Annotated in this window: 18 protein-coding genes; 15 read left to right on the top strand and 3 right to left on the bottom strand. The window is 64.6% G+C overall.

The window, feature by feature from the left end:
- Positions 1–23 precede the first annotated feature (23 nt).
- The 3 genes from minD to AC56KW_RS12110 all read left to right on the top strand — a co-directional run bounded on the left by minD (position 24) and on the right by AC56KW_RS12110 (position 1,830).
- Complete coding sequence (gene minD, locus AC56KW_RS12120; protein WP_497170981.1) at positions 24–839, top strand: septum site-determining protein MinD; 816 nt, start codon at positions 24–26, stop codon at positions 837–839.
- Between the two features lies 1 nt (position 840).
- On the top strand, positions 841–1,092 hold the full coding sequence (gene minE / locus AC56KW_RS12115) for a cell division topological specificity factor MinE (RefSeq protein ID WP_497170980.1): 252 nt from the start codon (positions 841–843) through the stop codon (positions 1,090–1,092).
- Positions 1,093–1,293: 201 nt separating this feature from the next.
- Positions 1,294–1,830 (top strand): carboxymuconolactone decarboxylase family protein, encoded by a 537-nt coding sequence (locus tag AC56KW_RS12110; RefSeq protein WP_497170979.1) that lies wholly within the window; start codon positions 1,294–1,296, stop codon positions 1,828–1,830.
- Here the strand turns inward: AC56KW_RS12110 and AC56KW_RS12105 are convergent, their stop codons facing one another.
- A complete protein-coding gene (locus tag AC56KW_RS12105) occupies positions 1,831–2,427 on the bottom strand; it encodes a hypothetical protein (protein WP_497170978.1) in 597 nt (198 codons plus the stop codon). It lies immediately after the preceding gene.
- 245 nt (positions 2,428–2,672) lie between these two features.
- Here AC56KW_RS12105 and AC56KW_RS12100 point away from each other — a divergent pair, with 245 nt between their 5' ends.
- The 9 genes from AC56KW_RS12100 (at position 2,673) to AC56KW_RS12060 (ending at position 12,750) form a co-directional block, all read left to right on the top strand.
- Positions 2,673–3,362: a response regulator transcription factor gene (locus AC56KW_RS12100; protein WP_497170977.1), complete on the top strand. Its 690-nt coding sequence runs from the start codon at positions 2,673–2,675 to the stop codon at positions 3,360–3,362.
- Between the two features lie 74 nt (positions 3,363–3,436).
- Positions 3,437–4,723 (top strand): glutamyl-tRNA reductase, encoded by a 1,287-nt coding sequence (gene hemA, locus AC56KW_RS12095; protein WP_497170976.1) that lies wholly within the window; start codon positions 3,437–3,439, stop codon positions 4,721–4,723.
- 99 nt (positions 4,724–4,822) lie between these two features.
- Positions 4,823–5,899: a peptide chain release factor 1 gene (gene prfA, locus AC56KW_RS12090; protein WP_497170975.1), complete on the top strand. Its 1,077-nt coding sequence runs from the start codon at positions 4,823–4,825 to the stop codon at positions 5,897–5,899.
- Between the two features lie 160 nt (positions 5,900–6,059).
- Positions 6,060–6,542: a disulfide bond formation protein B gene (locus tag AC56KW_RS12085; protein WP_497170974.1), complete on the top strand. Its 483-nt coding sequence runs from the start codon at positions 6,060–6,062 to the stop codon at positions 6,540–6,542.
- Positions 6,539–7,366, top strand: coding sequence for a peptide chain release factor N(5)-glutamine methyltransferase (gene prmC, locus AC56KW_RS12080; protein WP_497170973.1), 828 nt, complete (start codon positions 6,539–6,541; stop codon positions 7,364–7,366). The genes AC56KW_RS12085 and prmC overlap by 4 nt, the downstream gene beginning before the upstream one ends.
- 57 nt (positions 7,367–7,423) lie before the next feature.
- A complete protein-coding gene (locus AC56KW_RS12075; protein ID WP_497170972.1) occupies positions 7,424–9,460 on the top strand; it encodes a DUF885 domain-containing protein in 2,037 nt (678 codons plus the stop codon).
- A 77-nt stretch (positions 9,461–9,537) separates the two neighbouring features.
- Positions 9,538–11,133 carry a glutamate--cysteine ligase gene (gshA, locus tag AC56KW_RS12070; protein ID WP_497170971.1) on the top strand — a complete coding sequence of 532 codons (1,596 nt, stop codon included), beginning with the start codon at positions 9,538–9,540 and terminating at the stop codon, positions 11,131–11,133.
- 59 nt (positions 11,134–11,192) lie between these two features.
- Positions 11,193–12,239: a histone deacetylase family protein gene (locus AC56KW_RS12065; protein WP_497170970.1), complete on the top strand. Its 1,047-nt coding sequence runs from the start codon at positions 11,193–11,195 to the stop codon at positions 12,237–12,239.
- Positions 12,240–12,282: 43 nt separating this feature from the next.
- A complete protein-coding gene (locus AC56KW_RS12060) occupies positions 12,283–12,750 on the top strand; it encodes a GNAT family N-acetyltransferase (protein ID WP_497170969.1) in 468 nt (155 codons plus the stop codon).
- A 1,104-nt stretch (positions 12,751–13,854) separates the two neighbouring features.
- On the opposite strand, the gene AC56KW_RS12055 is transcribed toward AC56KW_RS12060, so the two are convergent.
- On the bottom strand, positions 13,855–14,292 hold the full coding sequence (locus tag AC56KW_RS12055; protein ID WP_497170968.1) for an FKBP-type peptidyl-prolyl cis-trans isomerase: 438 nt from the start codon (positions 14,290–14,292) through the stop codon (positions 13,855–13,857).
- Between the two features lie 184 nt (positions 14,293–14,476).
- On the bottom strand, positions 14,477–16,354 hold the full coding sequence (locus AC56KW_RS12050) for a potassium transporter Kup (RefSeq protein WP_497170967.1): 1,878 nt from the start codon (positions 16,352–16,354) through the stop codon (positions 14,477–14,479).
- Positions 16,355–16,520: 166 nt separating this feature from the next.
- Here AC56KW_RS12050 and rarD point away from each other — a divergent pair, with 166 nt between their 5' ends.
- The 3 genes from rarD to AC56KW_RS12035 all read left to right on the top strand — a co-directional run bounded on the left by rarD (position 16,521) and on the right by AC56KW_RS12035 (position 19,903).
- On the top strand, positions 16,521–17,405 hold the full coding sequence (rarD, locus tag AC56KW_RS12045) for an EamA family transporter RarD (RefSeq protein ID WP_497170966.1): 885 nt from the start codon (positions 16,521–16,523) through the stop codon (positions 17,403–17,405).
- A gap of 107 nt (positions 17,406–17,512) precedes the next feature.
- Positions 17,513–19,180 carry an energy-dependent translational throttle protein EttA gene (ettA, locus tag AC56KW_RS12040; protein ID WP_497170965.1) on the top strand — a complete coding sequence of 556 codons (1,668 nt, stop codon included), beginning with the start codon at positions 17,513–17,515 and terminating at the stop codon, positions 19,178–19,180.
- 177 nt (positions 19,181–19,357) lie between these two features.
- A complete protein-coding gene (locus AC56KW_RS12035; RefSeq protein WP_497170964.1) occupies positions 19,358–19,903 on the top strand; it encodes an REP-associated tyrosine transposase in 546 nt (181 codons plus the stop codon).
- The last annotated feature ends 189 nt before the right edge of the window (positions 19,904–20,092 follow it).

Here is a 20,092-nt window from a genome sequence, read left to right as displayed (position 1 = left end):
CAGATACTGTAAAGGACTTATTTGTGGCACGAATTATTGTTGTGACGTCCGGCAAGGGCGGTGTGGGCAAAACGACCTCGAGCGCTAGCTTCTCCACCGGGCTGGCCATGCGCGGCCACAAGACGGCAGTGATCGACTTCGACGTCGGCCTGCGTAACCTCGACCTGATCATGGGCTGCGAGCGCCGCGTGGTCTACGACCTGATCAACGTCGTCAACGGCGAAGCGACCCTGAACCAGGCGCTGATCAAGGACAAGCACTGCGACAACCTGTTCATCCTGCCGGCCTCGCAGACGCGCGACAAGGACGCGCTGTCCGAGGAAGGCGTGGAGCGCGTGCTCAACGATCTGGTCAAGATGGATTTCGAGTTCATCATCTGCGATTCGCCAGCCGGCATCGAGCATGGCGCGCTGATGGCGCTGACCTTTGCCGACGAGGCGATCGTGGTCACCAATCCCGAAGTCTCGTCGGTGCGCGACTCGGACCGCATCCTGGGCATCCTGCAGGCCAAGTCGCGCCGCGCCCAGAGCGGCAGCGAGCCGGTCAAGGAACACCTGCTCATCACCCGCTACTCGCCAAAACGCGTCGAAGCGGACGAGATGCTCTCTTACCAGGACGTTCAGGAAATCCTGCGCATTCCACTGATCGGGATCATTCCGGAATCGGAATCGGTGCTGCACGCTTCGAACCAGGGCAATCCGGCGATCCACTTCAAGGGAACCGACGTGGCCGATGCCTACGAGGACGTCGTCGCGCGTTTCCTGGGCGAAGAACGTCCGCTGCGCTTTATCAATTACGAAAAGCCGGGACTGTTCCAGCGCATTTTCGGAGCCAAGTGAGATGGCATTGCTTTCATTCCTCTTCCCCGAAAAAAAGAAGAGCGCAAGCGCCGCCAAGGAACGCCTGCAGATCATCATCGCGCGCGAACGGACCAACCGCGCCGGTCCGGATTTCCTGCCGGCACTGCACCAGGAACTGCTCGCGGTGATCTCCAAGTACGTCAAGGTCAATCCTGACGACATCAAGGTCTCGCTCGACCGCCAGGGCAACCTCGAAGTGCTGGACGTGAACGTGGTGCTGCCGGATACCTGATCCGGCCGTTGCCGTTCGCCCACAATGCCCGCCGCGTGCGGGCATTGTCTTTTCTGGAGCGATCATGGGCGCGATGAGACGATCAAGCAATTTTTAGGTAACTTCAAGCATTCAAAGTATTGGTGAGCCTGCCTATACTGGATTCACGGTTGCAACACAGCAACCAGCCGAACCCAACGTTGTTTTGACAAGGAACCCATCATGCCCCGTCTCGCCTCCCACCCTGTTTCGGACGCCACCGGCGCCGCCGCCCAACTGTTCGACGCGATCCAGGGCGCCATCGGCAAGGTGCCGAACGCCTACCGCGACATCGGCAGTAACAGCCCGGTCGTGCTGGAAGCGGTGCTGTCCCTCGACGCCGGCCTGAAGAAAACCGCGTTGTCGGCGCGCGATATCGAAGTCATCAAGCTGGCGGTGAGCGCCGTCAACGGTTGCGACTATTGCGTGGCCGCCCACAGCCTGATGGGCAAGATGGCCGGCCTGCACCCCGCGGCGCTGGCCGCCGTGCGCGAGGGCAAGACCACCGGCAATGGCCGCGACGATGCGCTGGCCGACTTCGCCCGCCATCTGGTGACAACCCGCGGTACGGTGGATGCGCACGTGGTCGAGGCAGTGAAGGCGGCCGGCGTGAGCGATGCGCAGATCGTCGACGTCACGCTGGCGATCACGGCGATTACCCTGACGAATCTGTTCAACCGGATCAACGATACGATGGTCGATTTTCCGGAAGTGGCTTGATCACATGACCAGCACCGGCTCCTTCGCCGGCCCGCTGACCGCCCCGCCATTCACCAGCGCGGTGGCGGTATCGTCGTCACCGGGTTCCATCGGCCGCGGCGCCTCGCCTTCGGCCTCGGCCCGCTCCAGTTCGCGCACTACCTTGACGCAGGCTTCCACGTGCTGCGCCCCCATGCGCTTGAACAGGGTGTAGCCGATCGCAGCCGAGGCGATCTGGCCGGCCAGCGGCACCATCTTGGCCGTGGTCTTGACCGACATTCGCCCTGCCACCACCCTGAACAGGCGCGCCACCGCCCCGCGCGTCACCAGTTTCCCGACCAGCATTCCGCCCACCGAGGCAGCCGCCTTGTAAGCAATCACACGCATGCGCGGGTTGAGACGTTCGATCTGCTGCTGGGTCAGGCCGAATTCTGCATTGATCTGGTCGACCAGGGCGGCGAAACCGGTGATATCGGCCAGCAGGTCGAGGCCCGGCACCGGCACCGCGGCGACCGCCGCCGACATGGCGGCGCGTTTCTTGACCAGGACCAGGCAGCGGCTGCGGGTGGTGTCGACGGCGGCGCCGCTGACGGGCACGCGATCGTCGGGAGCTGCCACATTTTTGCGTGAAAACAACATAATTTCCCCCTGTACATTATCTGAATGACATATAAAATTCAGTCTACGCCAGTGGCTGGATTTTCTGCGTGGTCCCTTTAACACAACAGTCCTATAGTACAAATGTCACCTTTCGGTGACTCAGCGATGTTTATCAGTAGCATCGTTTTGTGAAAGTCTGATATATTTGGTTTAACTTTGTAGGAATCTTCCTACATAGGCAACCACACAACATTTCTCCCGTCATGAAGATCGCCGTCCTGGAGCAAGACCGCCCCCAAGCTGACCTGATTTGCCAGGTCCTCAGCGCTGCTGGCCACAGCTGCCAATCGTATGACAGCGCCAAGGATTTGCTGGGACAGCTACGCAAGGACAGTGCGGACATGCTGGTGATGGACTGGAATGTGCCCGATATGGATGGCGCCGAAGTACTACGCCGCGCCAAGGAAAAGCTGGCATCGGCGGCGCCGACTATGTTTCTTGTTGGCAACAACGCAGAAGACGACATCATCGCCGGCGTCACCGCCGGCGCCGACGACTACCTGGTCAAGCCGCTGCGCCGCGGCGAACTGGTGGCACGCGCCTCGGCCTTGCTGCGCCGCGCCTACCCGTCGCAGAACAGCGCCGAGCAGCTGCAATTCGGGCCGTATACCTTCGAGACCCGCCCGGGCCGGCTATTGAAAGACGGTGCGGTGATCGACGTGACCCAGAAGGAGTTCTCGCTGGCGCTGCTGTTCTTCAGGAATATCGGCCGCCCACTGTCGCGCGCCTACATCCACGAATCGGTGTGGGTCCGCGAAAACGACGTGCCGTCGCGCACCATGGACACCCATGTTTCGCGTGTCCGCAACAAACTCCATCTGCGGCCAGAGAACGGTTTCCGTCTTGTGCCGGTCTATAGTTATGGCTATCGGCTGGAAAAGCTGGGCGCCTAGGCGGCCCGCCTGAAACCCTGACAGCAAGAGGGTATAATGGCCGCAGTCCATTGACTCTCGCCCCTCCCCCCGAAATGCAACTGCTTGCCGTCGGCCTGAACCACACCACAGCACCGGTCTCGCTGCGCGAGCAGTTGGCGCTCGCCCCCGACCAGCTCGGGACGGCGGTGCAGTCGGCGCGCGGCTGGTTCGCGCGCCAGGGGTCGAACGGCGGCGCGAATGGCGGCGATGAGGCGGCGATCCTGTCGACCTGCAACCGCACCGAGCTGTATGCAGCCAGTAGCCTCCCCGATCCGCTCGACGCTTCGGCCCAGTTCCTTGCGCACTACCACGCCCTGAACTACGCCGAGCTGCGCCCCCACCTTTACCTGCTGCCGCAAGACGACGCCGTGCGCCACGCCTTCCGCGTTGCTTCCGGCCTCGATTCGATGGTGCTGGGCGAACCGCAGATCCTGGGCCAGATGAAGGATGCGGTGCGCACCGCCGACGCCGCCGGCGGCCTGGGTACCTACCTGCACCAGATGTTCCAGCGCACCTTCGCGGTCGCGAAGGAAGTACGCACGACCACCGAGATCGGCGCCCACAGCGTGTCGATGGCCGCCGCCGCGGTGCGCCTGGCGCACCGCATCTTCGACCGCATCGCCGACCAGCACGTGCTGTTCATCGGCGCCGGCGAGATGATCGAGCTGTGCGCGGCCCACTTCGCGGCCCAGAATCCGACATCGGTCACCATTGCCAACCGCACGATGGAGCGCGGCGAAGCGCTGGCCACCCGCTACGACGGGCGCGCGATCCGCCTGGCCGACTTGCCGGACAGCCTGCATCAGTTCGACATCGTGATCTCGTGCACCGCCTCGACCCTGCCGCTGATCGGCAAGGGCCTGGTCGAGCGCGCCGTCAAGGCGCGCCGCCACCGCCCGATGTTCATGGTCGACCTGGCCGTCCCGCGCGATATCGAACCCGAGGTCGCGCGCCTGGACGATGTATTCCTGTATACGGTCGACGATCTGGCCCAGGTGGTGCAGACCGGCATGGAGAGCCGCCAGGCCGCCGTGCGCCAGGCCGAAGCCATCATCGAGACCCGGGTCCAGTCGTTCATGCATTGGGTGGGCGACCGCGCGGTGGTGCCAGTGATCCGCGACCTGCAAGAGTCGGGCGAAGCCTTGCGCCAGGCCGAACTCGAACGCGCACGCAAGATGCTGGCGCGCGGTGACGACGTCGAAACGGTGCTCGAAGCGCTGTCGAAAGGCCTGACCGCCAAGTTCCTGCACGGCCCGCAGCAGGCCCTGCACCAGGCCCAGGGCGACGAGCGCGCGCGCCTGGCCGATCTGCTGCCGCAAATGTACCGCGGCCGCCGTTAGCGCCCCTTCTTCCGGCGGCCCTGCCCGCCCGCGTCCTTGTCGACGCATCCCGGCCGCCCTGCGGCCATGCCGAATCCCGCTATTTTTCCGAGACTGCCCATGAAACCTTCCATGCTGTTCAAGCTGGACCAACTCGCCAACCGCCTCGTCGAGCTGGATGAACTGTTAATGAGCGAAGGCGCCACCGCGAACATGGACAGCTACCGCAAGATGACGCGCGAGCACGCCGAGCTGACGCCGCTGGTGGCCGTCTACCGCCAGTACCAGGGTGCGCTCCAGGACACCGACGCGGCCCGGGAACTGCTGCAGGATCCGGACATGAAGGACTTCGCCCAGGAAGAAATCGAGGCCGCAAAGGAGCGCATGGCGGGCCTGGAGCTGGAACTGCAGAAAATGCTGCTGCCGAAGGACGCCAACGACGAGCGCAATATCTTCCTCGAGATCCGCGCCGGCACCGGCGGCGACGAATCGGCCCTGTTCGCCGGCGACCTGCTGCGCATGTACACCCGTTTCGCCGAGCGCAACCGCTGGCAGGTCGAGATGGTGTCGGAATCGAGCTCGGACCTGGGCGGCTACCGCGAAGTCATCGTGCGCGTGGTCGGCAATGGCGCCTATTCGAAGCTCAAGTTCGAATCGGGCGGCCACCGCGTGCAGCGCGTGCCGGCCACCGAGACGCAGGGCCGCATCCACACCTCGGCCTGCACGGTGGCGGTGATGCCCGAGGCCGACGAGGTCGAGGATGTCGACATCAACCCGGCCGACCTGCGCATCGACACCTACCGCGCTTCCGGCGCCGGTGGCCAGCACATCAACAAGACCGACTCCGCGGTGCGCATCACCCACTTGCCGACCGGCCTGGTGGTGGAATGCCAGGACGACCGCAGCCAGCACAAGAACAAGGCCTCGGCCATGAAGGTGCTGGCGGCGCGCCTGAAGGACGCCCAGCTGCGCGAGCAGCAGTCGAAGGAAGCGGCCACCCGCAAGAGCCTGATCGGCTCGGGCGACCGCAGCGAGCGCATCCGCACTTACAACTTCCCGCAGGGCCGCCTGACCGATCATCGCATCAACCTGACCTTGTACAAGCTGGACTTCATCATGGACGGCGACTTGAAGGAGCTGACCGATGCGCTGGCGCAGGAACACCAGGCCGAGTTGCTGGCGGCGCTGGGGGATTGAGCCGGCGCTCAGCTAACTTAAGTCATTGTTAAGTTGTCAGACTGAAAATACAGCCCGGCAAGCGCGTGGACTTCATGCGAAAATGGGTGCTTGCCGTACCCCTGCTATGCAGGGTGGAAGGGAAACCCGTCCACCCTACCCGTCTGAGAAAGCCACACGCATGCCCACCAATCGCCAGGTCCTGTTCGCCATTTCATTGATCTCGTTCGCGCTGATCGCGTTCGCGCTGTATTTGCAGCACAGCATGGAAATGCGGCCCTGCCCGCTGTGCGTGATCCAGCGCTATATGTTCTTCGCCATCGGCGCGTGCTCCCTGGCCGGCGCCATCAGCGGCAAGATCCGCGCCGGCGCGATCCTGGCCCTGCTGGGCGCCATCGGCGGCCTGGTCACGGTCGGCAAGCACCTGTACGTGATCGCGAACCCCGGCTTCTCGTGTGGCATCGATCCGATGGAGACCATGCTCAACAAGATTCCCACGGCCGAATACCTGCCGTGGCTGTTCCGCGCCGACGGCCTGTGCGAAGGCGCGACCGACGCCATCCTGGGCCTCGCGATCCCGCAATGGGCAGCGGTGTGGTTCGTGGTGCTGACCGTGCTGCTGGGCTGGGTGCTGCTGCGCCAGTCCCGCGCCAGGCGCGCATGATCGAGGCCGGCGCCACCCTCGGGCAGGTGCGGCTGTCGCTGCCGCTCGATCCGCTCGAAAACCGCATCCTGCTGTGCCATGCGCTGCGCCTGCCGCGCGTGGCGCTGATCACGCAATCCGAACGCGTGCTGAGCGCGGAAGAAGCCGTGCATCTTGAAGCGCTGGTGCGTCGGCGCCTGGACGGCGAGCCGATCGCCTACATCGTGGGCGAGCGTGAATTCTTCGGGCTGCCGTTCAAGGTGAGTCCGGCGGTGCTGATTCCCCGTCCCGACACCGAACTGATTGTCGAACTCGCGCTCGAGCGCGCGGCCGCTGGCCAGCGCGTGCTCGACATGGGCACCGGCAGCGGCGCGATCGCTGTCGCCATCGCCTGCAACCGGCCACAGGCCGACGTGACGGCGCTCGACGTCAGCGATGATGCGCTGGCCATCGCGCGTGACAATGCCGCCGCCAATGGCGCGCGCGTGCGCTTCCTGCACAGCGACTGGTATGCGGCCGTGGCTGACGAGCGCTTTCACCTGATCGTCTCGAATCCCCCCTACATCGTGGCGGGCGACCGCCACCTGGGCGAAGGCGACCTGCGCTTCGAACCGGTCGACGCCCTGACCGACCATGCCGACGGCCTGTCCGACCTGCGCACCATCGTCGACGGCGCCGCGGCGCGCCTGGAAGACGGCGGCTGGCTGCTGCTCGAGCATGGCTACGACCAGGCCGAAGCGGTGCGCGCCATGCTGAAGGCGCAAGGCTTCGGCGAAGTGCGGAGCTGGCGTGACCTGGCCGGCATCGAACGCGTGAGCGGAGGCCGCCGCGCAACGGGTTCCTAAGGGGCGCGCCTTCGGGACGGGCTTGTTAAAATGACCAGTCTTGATCCTGGAGCCTGCATGCGCATCCTGTTCTCCTCCCCGCTATTCGCCTCGTTCATCCTGCTCGCGCCGCTGGCCTGCGGCGCCGGCGTGACGCCGCCCGCCGCCAGCGCGCAGGCGGCCGTCGAGACGCCGTCCGTGCAGGCGGCGCAGCTGTATGAACGCGACTGGCAGTGGCAGTTGCGCCATGCGCCAGAAAAAGCCACATCGCTGGGCGAGCACCGCTACAACGCCTGGCTCACCGACACCTCGCTGGCCGGCCGCGCGGCCGCCCTCGCCCACGAACGCGCCATGCTGGCCGCGGCCCAGAAGATCGACCGTCTGCAACTGGCCGGCGAAGAGCAGGTCTCCTACGACCTGTTCGTGGCCGACAAGGAGCGCCTGGTCGCCGCCGGCGCCTTGACGCCCTTCGATCCGCTGCCGATCACCGCCTACGACGGCCTGCAGGTGCGGCTGCCGCGTCTGGTCGCGCAGATGCCGTTCGCGAACGATGCCGACTACCTGACCTACCTGGCGCGTCTGCAGGCGCTGCCGGCCCATGTCGACGGCCTGGTCGAGCAGCTGCGCGCCGGCAAACAAGCCGGCTGGACGATCCCGAAAGCGGCCATCGCGCCGGTACCGGACGCCTTGCGCGCGCTGCGCGAAAAGCTCGCCGACGGCCCGCTCGGCGCGCCGTTCCAGCGCATCCCCGCGACCATCGCGCCTGACGTGCGCGCGCAATTCCGCGCGGCCGGCAAGGCCGCACTGAGCGGCCAGGTCGGGCCGAGCCTGCGCAAGCTCGAGGACTACCTGCGCCAGGACTATCTGCCGGCCGCACGCGCCAGCATCGGCGCCGCGGCGCTGCCGGACGGGGCCGAATGGTATGCCCAGCTGGTCAAACACAGCACCACCACCGCCATGACACCGGCCCAGGTGCATGCACTCGGCCTGCAGGAAGTCGTGCGCCTGCGCGCCGGCATCGAGCGCCTGATCCCGCGCACGGGTTTCCGCGGCGGCTTCCCCGAATTCATCGTCTTCGCGCGCAGCGACCGCCGCCTGTTCTTCACCGATCCGGCCGCCCTGCTCGACCGCTACCGGCGCACGCTGGCGCTGGCCCAGGCGCGGCTCGGCCGCGTGGTCACCTTGACCCCGGCCGCCGGCATCGTCGTCAAACCGATGGGCGGTGATGGCGACAGCGGCGGCCAGCCGGCCGCCTATTACGAAGCCGGCAGCGCGGCGCGCACCGCCGCGCTGGTAGTCGACACGACGCGCCTGAATGCGCGTCCGATCTGGCAGGTGGACACCGTGGCCCTGCACGAGGCGGTGCCCGGCCACCACCTGCAGGTGGCGCGCGCCCAGGAACTCGACTTGCCGGCATTTCGCCGCCACGGCTGGTACGACGCCTTCGGCGAAGGCTGGGCCACCTATGCCGAGAGCCTGGGTCCCGAGCTCGGCCTGTTCCAGGATCCGTTCTCCCTGTTCGGGCACCTGAACGAAGAGATGTTCCGCGCCGCGCGCCTGGTGGTCGACACCGGCATCCACGCGCTCGGCTGGTCGCGCCAGCAGGCGATCGATTACCTGAACACGCATACCGCGAACCCGCCGGCGGACAACGAGGCCGAGGTCGACCGCTATATCGCGCGCCCGGCCCAGGCGCTGGGCTACCAGGTCGGCCAGCTGCGCATCCTGGCGCTGCGCACCCAGGCGCGCGCCGCGCTGGGCAAGGCATTCGACCTGCGCCGCTTCCACGACGCCGTGCTGGGCGGCGGCGCCCTGCCGCTGCCCGAGCTCGAGCGCCGCATGGGACGCTGGATCGCGGCCGAGAAGGATCCGGCGACGCGCGTCGGCGAGGCGCAGGCCAGGGCCAACGCCAACGGCGCTGACGCCGAGTTCAATGCCGAATTCGAATCGGTGCCCGTGTCCACCTGGGAACCCGCCTTCGAATTCGATTTCGTGCTCGACGGCGAGCTCGAACCGGGCTACGACCCCGGCCCATCGCCAGATTTCGAGCCACCGGCCCCGTCCGCGCCGCCGCCCGTCCGCAAGTCCTTCCGCGCGCCAACCTGGATTGAATAAGGGACGCCCGAACGCGCAGTCCATTTTTCGGTTAATCTCTGCTCCAACGGAAATGGCAGTATAAGAAAGGAAACACTGTGTCGAACCAATTCAACCGCCGCCTGGCACTGCTCGACGACGACGACCACCGCGCCCTGCTTGGCCAGGGCCTGCGCGGCATCGAGCGCGAAACCCTGCGCGTCGACGCGGCGGGCCAGCTGGCGCGCACCCCGCATTCCCCGGCTCTCGGTTCGGCCCTGACGCACCCGCACATCACCACCGACTACGCCGAGGCGCTGCTCGAGTTCATCACCCCGGCCGAGCACGATATTGCGCTGGCGCTGCACCGCCTCGATGCGATCCACCGCTACGCCTACGCCAAGCTGGGCGACGAGATGCTGTGGGGCGTGTCGATGCCGGGCGAATTGCCGCCCGAGGAACAGATCGAAATCGCCTGGTATGGCACCTCGAACATCGGCATGCTGAAACACGTGTACCGCCGCGGCCTGGCCCTGCGCTATGGCAAGGCGATGCAATGCATCGCCGGCATCCACTACAATTATTCGCTGCCCGAGCAGCTGTGGCAGCTGTTCGCGCAAGACGAAGGGATCACCGAGGAACGCCGCCACGCGCTGCGCGACTTCCAGTCCGAAAGCTATATCGCGATGATCCGCAACTTCCGTCGCTATTCCTGGCTGCTGATGTATCTGTTCGGCGCAACTCCGGCGCTCACCACCAGCTTCCTGCGCGGCCGCGAGCACAATCTCGACACCTTATCGAGCGACACCCTGTACCTGCCGTACGCGACCAGCCTGCGCATGAGCGACCTGGGCTACCAGAACGACGCCCAGTCCGGCCTGCGCCCGCACGAGAACAGCCTGGAAAGCTATGTGACGAGCCTGATGGATGCGGTGAACCGTCCCTATGAGCCGTATGCGAAGCTGGGCACGCAGAAGGACGGCGAATGGATCCAGTTGTCGACCAATGTGCTGCAAATCGAGAACGAGTACTACTCGACCATCCGTCCCAAGCGCGTGATCCGCACCGGCGAGCGGCCCGTACAGGCCCTGTGCAACCGCGGCGTGCAATATATCGAGGTGCGTTGCCTCGACGTCGATCCATTCGAACCGGTCGGCATCGCCCTCGACACCGGCCGCTTCCTGGACGCCTTCCTGCTGTTCTGCGCGCTCGAAGAAAGCCCCTTGATCAGCGCCCACGACAGCCAGCTGCACGCGCGTAACTTCGCGCGCACGGTGAAGGAAGGCCGCCGTCCGGACCTGACCCTGACCCGCGACGGCATCGAGGTGCCGCTGAAGGAATGGGCGCTGGAACTCATCGAACGCATCCGCCCGGTGGCGCAGCTGCTCGACGACCAGCACAACGAAGGCGACGTGCACCAGGCTTCGCTCGGCAAGCAGAAGGCGAAGATCGAGGATCCGTCACTCACGCCATCGGCGCGGGTGCTGGAAGAAGTGCGCGCGCTCGGCTCGGCGGCAGCCTTCGGCCTGCAGCAGAGCCGCCTGCATGCGGCCACGTTCCGCGACAGCCCCCTGATGCCGGCCGAGGAAGCGCTGTTCGACGAGATGGCCGCCAGTTCGCAGGCCGAGCAGGCGAGCATCGAAGCGACGGATACTGGCAGCTTCGACGCCTTTGTTGCGGCCTACAACAGCAGTAAGCTATGCTCGAACAACTGACGTAGCCCGTCCGCCCAGGCGCGCGGCAACCCTACCGAACCGGCAGCCGCGAGGACCACTTGCTGACGTTTTACAACGAACACCATGCCCAGCATGACGGCCGCATCGGGCTCGATCGCAGCGCGCCGGCGCCGTGTTCCGACCAACCCGAGCGCGCCGCCGTCGTGCTCAAGGAGTGCGAGCGGCGCGGCCTGGGCGCCATCGTGACGCCGCACGGCGTGCCGCTCATGACGCTCGAGCGCGTGCACAGCCCGCGCTACCTGCATTTCCTGCGCCAGGCCTGGCGCGAGTGGATCGGTCTCGATGCGCGCAATGCCGGCAAGGACGCCGTACCAACCGTGTGGCCCGTGCGCACCCTGCGCGCCGATGTCGAACCCGATGATTTCTGCGCCCGCCTCGGCCTGTATTCGATGGACGCCGGCACGCCGCTCACCAGCGGCACCTGGGTCGCGGCCAAGACCGGCGCCGACTGCGCGGTCAACGCGGCCCACGCCCTGCGACGCGGCGAGCGCGGCACCTTTGCACTCACCCGCCCGCCCGGCCACCACGCGGGTGCGGATTTCTTTGGCGGGTCCTGCTTCTTGAACAACGCCGCGCTGGCGGCCCAGCACTTGCTGGACGACGGCCTGGAACGGGTCGCCATCCTCGATATCGACTACCATCACGGCAACGGCACCCAGGGCATTTTCTACCACCGCAACGATGTGCTGTTCGTCTCGATCCACGCCGACCCGCGCCTGGCGTATCCGTTCTACCTGGGCCACGCCGACGAGACCGGGAGCGGCGCCGGCGCCGGCTATACCATGAACATCCCGCTGGCGCCCGGTTGCGGCAGCGGCGCCTGGTTCGCGGCGCTGGAAACGGCCTGTCTCAAGATCGCGATGGCGCGGCCGCAGGCGCTGGTGGTCTCGCTCGGCGTCGACACCGTCGCGCAAGGTCCCGACCCGCGCTTCGGACTGCAGGGCGGCGACTTCCTGCGCATCGGCGAACGCATCGCCCACCTGGGCCTGCCGACGGCCTTCATGTTCGAAGGCGGCAACGCCGGGCCCGAACCCGGCATCCATACCGTCAACGTACTGGAAGGTTTCGAGACCGCCGCGATATGATCCGGACCTGCGCTTCACATTCAACCACCACCGTTTCGCACCCATGACCACCCCAAGCCTCATCGACTGGCAATTCTCGCGCTTCGCCGACCTGACCCCGTTCGACCTCTACGAAGTATTGGCCCAGCGCCAGAACGTCTTCATCCTCGAGCAGACCTGCCTGTATCCCGACATCGACGGCCACGACCTCGAAGCCCACCACCTGCTGGGCTGGCGCACGGTCGACGGCCAGCGTAGCCTGGCTGCCTACCTGCGCGTGCTGGCGCCGGGCGCCAAGTACGACGAGATGTCGATCGGCCGCGTGATCACGACCCCGGCCGCGCGCGGCACCGGCGCCGGCCGCGCGCTGATCGACGAAGGCATCCGCCAGGCCGAGGCGCTGTATCCGGGCCACCGCATCCGCATCGGCGCCCAGCAATACCTGGAACGCTTCTACGGCAGCTTCGGTTTCCAGACTGTCTCGGAGCCTTATGACGAAGACGGGATCATGCACATCGACATGCTGCGCTGATCGTTCGAAGTGGCAGTCGCGCGGCCGGCGACCGGCCTCGCGGTCTTTTTTCGCTTCGCGGCCGCACTCGATCTTGCGCCCCATCTCGAAGCTGTCCTTGCTGTTCCGGGTCGAGATGCGCTGGCGCTCGAGCGCATCGAGCTTCTCGTTGTCGCGCCGGTTTTGCTGCGCGAGCATGCAGCCGGTGTAGTCGCGCGCACCCTGGCGTGCGCCAAAGTCGCCGCAGGTCGTGTTGTCCTGGTACAGATTCGCCTGGCGCCGCGGTCCCGGCGAGGTGCATGCACCCAGGCCGACACCGAGCATGGTCGCCAGCGCCAGCGCCATGGCGGGCCGGCGCATCGCAGCGATAGCAGGTCGGCTCATATTCATTCTCCTGTCAGGATTGCGTGTACGCCCTTCGCGGCCGGAGGCGACGGCATCGCCCTGGAGACAGTAGAACAGTCCGGGATTGCAGGATCATGGACTCATCGCTTATCAAGCGCGGCTGGCAGGGTCCGACCGAGCAGGACCAGGTCGTAGACATGCGGGCGGCGCTTCCCGCGCCAGCGCCAGTGCCAGCGCCAGATTGTCGACATGATCGACGACGAATTTCGTCTTCGGGCACGCCAAGGACCATAGCGGCGAATTCGGTTTCGTCCTCTACGAGCAGAATGCTCATCGGGCATCTTCCATGAGCTGGCGCGCGCAGCATGGCGCTGCTCGGGCGAACATACCTGCTGCGCATTGCGGCACCATGGCGACCGGCCCGCCAACGCAGGGCGCGCCGTCAAGATGCAGCCAACCGGCCAGCGCCCACCAACATCGCCGCCGCCGCCAGCAGCAGCCAGGCGGGCGGTTTGTCGGCCGGGGCGGGCATAACGGCGATACAGGCTGACGGCGCCGTAGCCGTAGCCGTAGCCGGTGCCGGCCCGAGCGGCGCGGCACGCGGCCAGGCCGGCACCAAGAGGACAATGACCAAGAATAAAGATCGCATGATTGGCTCGACATGAAAGCCCCGAGCATCGCCCGCCGCCGCCCGACGGCTCGTGCGTCAGGTCAGCCGTGCGCGCGAAAAAAAACCGGGGCCCAGGCCCCGGTTCGTCGATCGTGGCGCCAGGCGCCGGCTTACTCGACCTTGGTCAGGACGATCTCGAACACCAGGCCCGAGTTCCCCGGAATCGGACCCCAGCCCGATGGGCCGTAGCCGAGACCGGACGGGATCAGGACGGTGCGCTTGCCGCCGACCTTCATGCCGGTGACGCCCTGGTCGAAGCCCGGAATCACGCCGCCGCCGCCGACGACGAACGGGGTCAGGTTGCCCGACTCCATGCGGGTGCCCTTGAAGTCGGCGGCCTTGTCGTTGTATAGCCACAGCGTGTATTGGGTGGTGACACGCTTGCCCTTGACCGCTTCGGCGCCGGTGCCGACCGTATCGTCCTTGAAGGTCAACGTGGCAGGGCTGCTGACAACGGGCTTGTTATCGTCATCGCTGCCGCCACCGCCGCAGGCGGTCAGGGCGAGCATGGCGGCAAAGGCGGCGATCAGGGGGAACTTCAGCTTCATGGTAGGTCCTTGACTGGAAAGGCAAACAAAGTTCGCATAGAGAAACTTCGTACCTTAGCGAATCAGTTACATGAAACTGTCCGTGATTTGTCTAATAATTGTAGTTTAGCAATGAGGGATATCGGCGGAGCTGACGGTTTTGCACAACATTGCCGGGGAAGGCCCAGGCGTTCCGGTCCTCGCCTCAGATTTCGATCTGCGTTCCCAGTTCGATTACCCGGTTGCTGCGGATCTGGTAATAGTCGGCCGCGCTGCGCGCATTGCGCGACATTGCCACGTACAGGTGCTCGCGCCACGGGGCCATGCCGCCGCCGGGAGCCGAGATCACGGTCTGGCGCGCAATGAAGAACGAGGTTTCCATCATCTCGAAGGACAGGCCAAGCGCACCGCAGCGGTCGAGAACATCCGGGATATCGGCCTCGTCCTTGAAGCCATAGTGAATGTTGAGCTGGTAGCAGTTGTGGCCCAGATTGACGATGTCGATCTGTTCGTCGAATGGCACCCATGGCTCCTCGCGCATGTGCACGGTCAGGAACACGACCCGCTCGTGCAGCACCTTGTTGTGCGACAGGTTGTGCAGCATGGCGTGCGGCACGCCGTCGCTTTCGCCACGCAGGAAAATGGCGGTGCCGGGCACGCGCGTCGGCGGCGCCACGAACAGCGATTCCATGAACGCTTCCAGCGGGATCGCATGTTTTTGCAGGTTCTCGAACACCAGAGCGCGGCCGCGCTTCCAGGTCAGCATCAGGGTCAGCAGCACGCCGCCCATCAGCAGCGGGAACCAGCCGCCGTGGAACAACTTGGTGCTGGTGGCCGAGAACAGCAGGACGTCGATCACCAGGAAGAAGCCGGTCGCGCCCAAGCACACCCACAGCGGCAGGCGCCAGCGGTAGCGGGTGACAAAGAAGGTCAGCACGGTGGTCATCATCATGGTCGCGGTGACCGCGATGCCGTAGGCGCCGGCCAGGTTGTCCGACGAGCCGAAACCGACCACGGCGATCAGCACCACCGCCAGTTGCAGCCAGTTGACGGCCGGAATATAGATCTGCCCGATCTCGCTTTCCGAGGTGTGCATGATGCGCATGCGCGGCAGCAGGCCGAGCGCGATCGCCTGCTTGGTCATCGAATAGGTGCCCGAGATGGTCGCCTGCGAAGCGATCACCGCCGCCATGGTCGACAGGATCACCAGCGGGATCACGCTCCAGCTGCCGAGCTGGTGGTAGAACGGGTTCTCCACCGCGCCAGGGTCGGCAATCAGCAGGCCGCCCTGGCCCAGGTAGTTCAGGGTCAGCGCCGGATAGGCGATCAGGAACCAGGCCATGCGTATCGGCTTGGCGCCGAAATGGCCCATGTCGGCATACAGCGCTTCAGCGCCGGTGATCGCCAGCACCACCGCGCCCAGCGCGATGAAGGCCAGCAGTTTATTGTCGAGCATAAAGTGCGCCGCATGCCAGGGATTGAGCGCGTCGAGGATCTCGGGCGATTCGGCGATATTGACGATGCCCATCGCAGCCAGGGCCAGGAACCACACCAGCATTACCGGGCCGAAGAAGCGGCCGATGCCGGCCGTGCCATGACGCTGCACGCTGTAAAGCAGCACCAGCACCACCACCGCCAGCGGCACCACGTAGTGCGACATGCCGGGCGCCGCCACTTCCAGGCCCTCGATCGCGCCCAGCACCGAGATCGCCGGCGTGATCACGCTGTCGCCATAGAACATGGTAGCGCCGATGACGCCAAGGGCCAGCAGCGGGAAGCCCCAGCGCGAGTGGCGCGGCACCGAGTTGGTGGCCAACGCCATCAGCGCCATGATGCCGCCCTCGCCGCGGTTGTGCGCGCGCAGCACGAGGGTCACGTACTTGAGCGAAACGATGACTGTCAACGCCCAGAAGATCAGCGAAATGACGCCCAGGATATTGGGGGTATTCAGGGGCAAGCCATGGGTGTCGTCGAACACCGCGCGTAGCGTGTACAAAGGGCTGGTGCCAATGTCGCCATAGACAATGCCGACCGCAGCCAGGGTGAGTGCCGCCAGGCTGCTTTTCTTGCTATCTGATGTCAAGATTACACCGTCGCTTTTGTATTGGTGCGGCGCACCATAGAATAGTGGCTGGGAAAAAGCAAGAACATTTCGTGGTGCATCATACACCGGTGCAAATACAGGCCTCTCCAGCAGCTGTGTACGGTTTCGGGGATAATGTCATCCCTGCAATCCAATCCCATTCCCCATGCGTTCCGGCATCATCTACGCGGCCCTGGCCTTTCTCTGCTGGGGGCTGTTCCCCATCTATTTCCACGCCCTGGGTGATGTACCGCCGTTGCAGATCCTGGCGCACCGCATGCTGTGGTCGCTTGGCTTCCTGTTGATCGTGCTGCTGTTGCGGCGCCAGTGGAAGTGGTTGAACGTCGTGCGCCAGCCGCGGGTGTTCTTCAGCTTCGTGCTGTCGGCGCTGCTGCTCAGCGCCAACTGGCTGGTCTATATCTGGTCGGTCACCAATCACCACGTGATCGACGCGAGCCTCGGCTATTTCATCAATCCGCTGGTCAACATCATGCTGGGCTACCTGATCTTGAAGGAACGCCTGCGCACCGTCCAGTGGGTGGCGATCGCGATTGCCGCGCTCGGCGTGGCCTGGCTCACCTGGCAGACCGGCACGGTGCCGTGGATCGCCCTGTTCCTGGCCTTCTCGTTCGGCGGCTACGGCCTGCTGCGCAAGACCGCGGCGCTGGGCGCGCTCGAGGGATTGTCGTTCGAGACCATCGTGCTGTTCCCGCTGGCGGCCGCCTATGTCATCTGGCTGACCCTGCAGGGCCAGAACGTGTTCATCAATACCGATTCCGACACCACGCGCGTGCTGCTGGTGATGGCCGGTCCGCTCACCGCGATCCCGCTGCTGCTGTTCGCCAGCGGCGCGCGCAAGATTCCGCTGTCGATCCTCGGATTGCTGCAATACCTGTCGCCGACCATGCAATTCCTGCTCGGCATCTGGCTGTTCAAGGAAGCGTTTGCCGCCGATCGCCTGGTTGGCTTCGCGCTGATCTGGAGCGCGCTGGTGCTGTTTGCCGGCGAAGGCTTGCTACGCCGCGCGCCGGCGGCTTCCGCCAAAACCTGATCGCGCACAGCGCGGCACAGGATTTCATCGGCGCCGGCCAAGAAATCCTGTGTCTGGCCGGGGTTCTGTCGTATCCTGTGCACCTTAAACAACACCAGAGTCAAAGCATGGCCAATTACGTCTATACGATGAACCGCGTGGGCAAGATCGTCCCGCCGAAACGTCAAATTCTCAAGGACATCTCGCTGTCCTTCTTCCCGGGCGCCAAGATCGGCGTGCTGGGCCTGAACGGCTCGGGCAAGTCGACCCTGCTCAAGATCATGGCAGGCATCGACACCGACATCCAGGGCGAAGCGCGTCCGATGCCGGGCCTGAACATCGGCTACCTGCCGCAGGAACCACAGCTGGATCCAGAAAAAACCGTGCGCCAGGAAGTGGAATCCGGCCTGGGCGAAGCCTTCGAGGCGCAGGCCAAACTCGAAGCCGTGTACGCCGCCTATGCCGACGAAGACGCCGACTTCGATGCGCTGGCCAAGGAACAGGAACGCCTGGAAGCGATCATCTCGTCCTCCGACGGCGGCAACCTGAACCTGCAACTCGAAATGGCCGCCGACGCGCTGCGCCTGCCGCCATGGGACGCGAAGATCGGCGTGCTGTCGGGCGGCGAGAAACGCCGCGTGGCACTGTGCAAGCTGCTGCTGTCGAAACCCGACATGCTGCTGCTCGACGAACCCACCAACCACCTGGACGCCGAATCGGTCGAGTGGCTGGAGCAATTCCTGCTGCGCTTCCCGGGCACCGTGGTCGGCATCACCCACGATCGCTACTTCCTCGACAACGCCGCCGAATGGATCCTGGAACTGGACCGCGGCCATGGCATCCCATGGAAAGGCAATTACTCGTCGTGGCTGGACCAGAAACAAGCCCGCCTGAAGCAGGAAGAATCGACCGAATCGGCGCGCCAGAAGGCGCTGCAAAAAGAACTCGAATGGTCGCGCCAGAATCCAAAGGCGCGCCAGGCCAAGTCGAAAGCCCGTCTGGCCCGCTTCAACGAGCTGTCCGAGTTCGAATACCAGAAGCGCAACGAGACGCAAGAGATCTTCATTCCCGTGGCCGAGCGCCTGGGCAATGAAGTCATCGAATTCAAGAACGTCTCGAAAGCCTTCGGTGACCGCCTGCTGATCGACAACCTGTCGTTTACGGTGCCGCCTGGCGCCATCGTCGGCATCATCGGTCCCAACGGCGCCGGTAAGTCGACCCTGTTCAAGATGATCGCCGGCAAAGAGCAGCCGGATAGCGGCGAAGTCGCGATCGGCAAGACCGCCAAGGTGTCGCTGGTCGACCAGAGTCGCGACGAACTGGCCAATGCCAAGACCGTGTTCGAAGACGTCTCTGGCGGCGCCGACATGCTCAGCGTCGGCCGCTTCGAAATGCCGTCGCGCGCCTACCTGGGCCGCTTCAACTTCAAAGGTTCCGACCAACAAAAGGTCGTGGGCAACCTGTCGGGCGGTGAACGCGGCCGCCTGCACTTGGCCAAGACCCTGCTGCAAGGCGGCAACGTCCTGCTGCTGGATGAGCCGTCGAACGACCTCGACGTCGAAACCCTGCGTGCACTCGAAGATGCACTGCTCGAGTTCGCCGGCAGCGTGATGGTGATCTCCCACGATCGCTGGTTCCTGGACCGCATCGCCACCCATATCCTCGCCTTCGAAGGCGATTCGCAAGTCACCTTCTTCGATGGTAACTACCAGGAATATGAAGCCGACAAAAAGAAACGCCTGGGTGAAGAAGGCGCCAAGCCGAAGCGTATCCGCTACAAGCCGCTGACCACCTGATCGTGTTCATGGACAGGATGTAATCGCCTGTTTCCGTTAGAAGCCTGCCATTGGCAGGCTTTTTTATTAGCGGAAACGGAACGGGGTAGCAGTGTAAATTGTGTAAAACTCTAGCCGATCAGACTCTCGGAAGCTCGTCGACCGTAGCCGCCTCGTGCGCGCGGTGCTGGCCAGACCATGCTCGATTACCGCTATAACCGCGTCCCTGGCGGGACGTTCTTTTTCACGGTGCGCCTGCTCGATCGCGGCAGCACTCTGCTGACAGAACATATTTCCGCATTCGGCGAAGCCATGCGGATGGCGCGTACACGCCGTCCTTTTCACGTCGATGCGTGGGCGGTGCTGCCCGACCATGCCCACGCGATCTGGACACTGCCTCCCGGCGACCACGACTGCTCGAGCCGCTGGCGCGCAGTCAAGATCGCCTTTTCCAAGGCCTTGCGCAAGACCGGCCGGCCCGAGATGGACGACGGCGTGGTCTGGGAACGCCATTACCGTCACTACCGCGTGGGCCCGGATGATGATTATGCGGCGCTGGTCGACTATGTCCATACCGACCCCGTACGTCACGGCCATTGCCTCGAAGCGCGCGACTGGCCATGGTCGTCGCTGCACCGTTTCATTTCGGCCGGATACGACTCACCCCAACCCCTCATCGTCCCACCGTGGATAGTGAAATCGCGTAACAATGCACTGACGCTCAATTCTGACAGCGCCCTGTAAACCAGGTACGGTGCTAAGAAGCAAGAAATTTTGTTAATTTTTTGATAGTAGTCAATCGAATCCAAGCGGATTCTTGCGCGATTTACAATATAATAATTTCCAAGCATCACCTATTTCGTTCAATGTTGCCGCGATCAGCGCTAGCCATTCAGCTCTGCTTCAATATGCAGCCTGACGGTGCTTGCTTCC

It is taken from the genome of Telluria sp. RT2P19, from assembly GCF_059685725.1.
The sequence above is the reverse complement of the archived record's forward strand: the minus strand, read 5'-3'. Positions and strand labels throughout refer to the sequence as shown.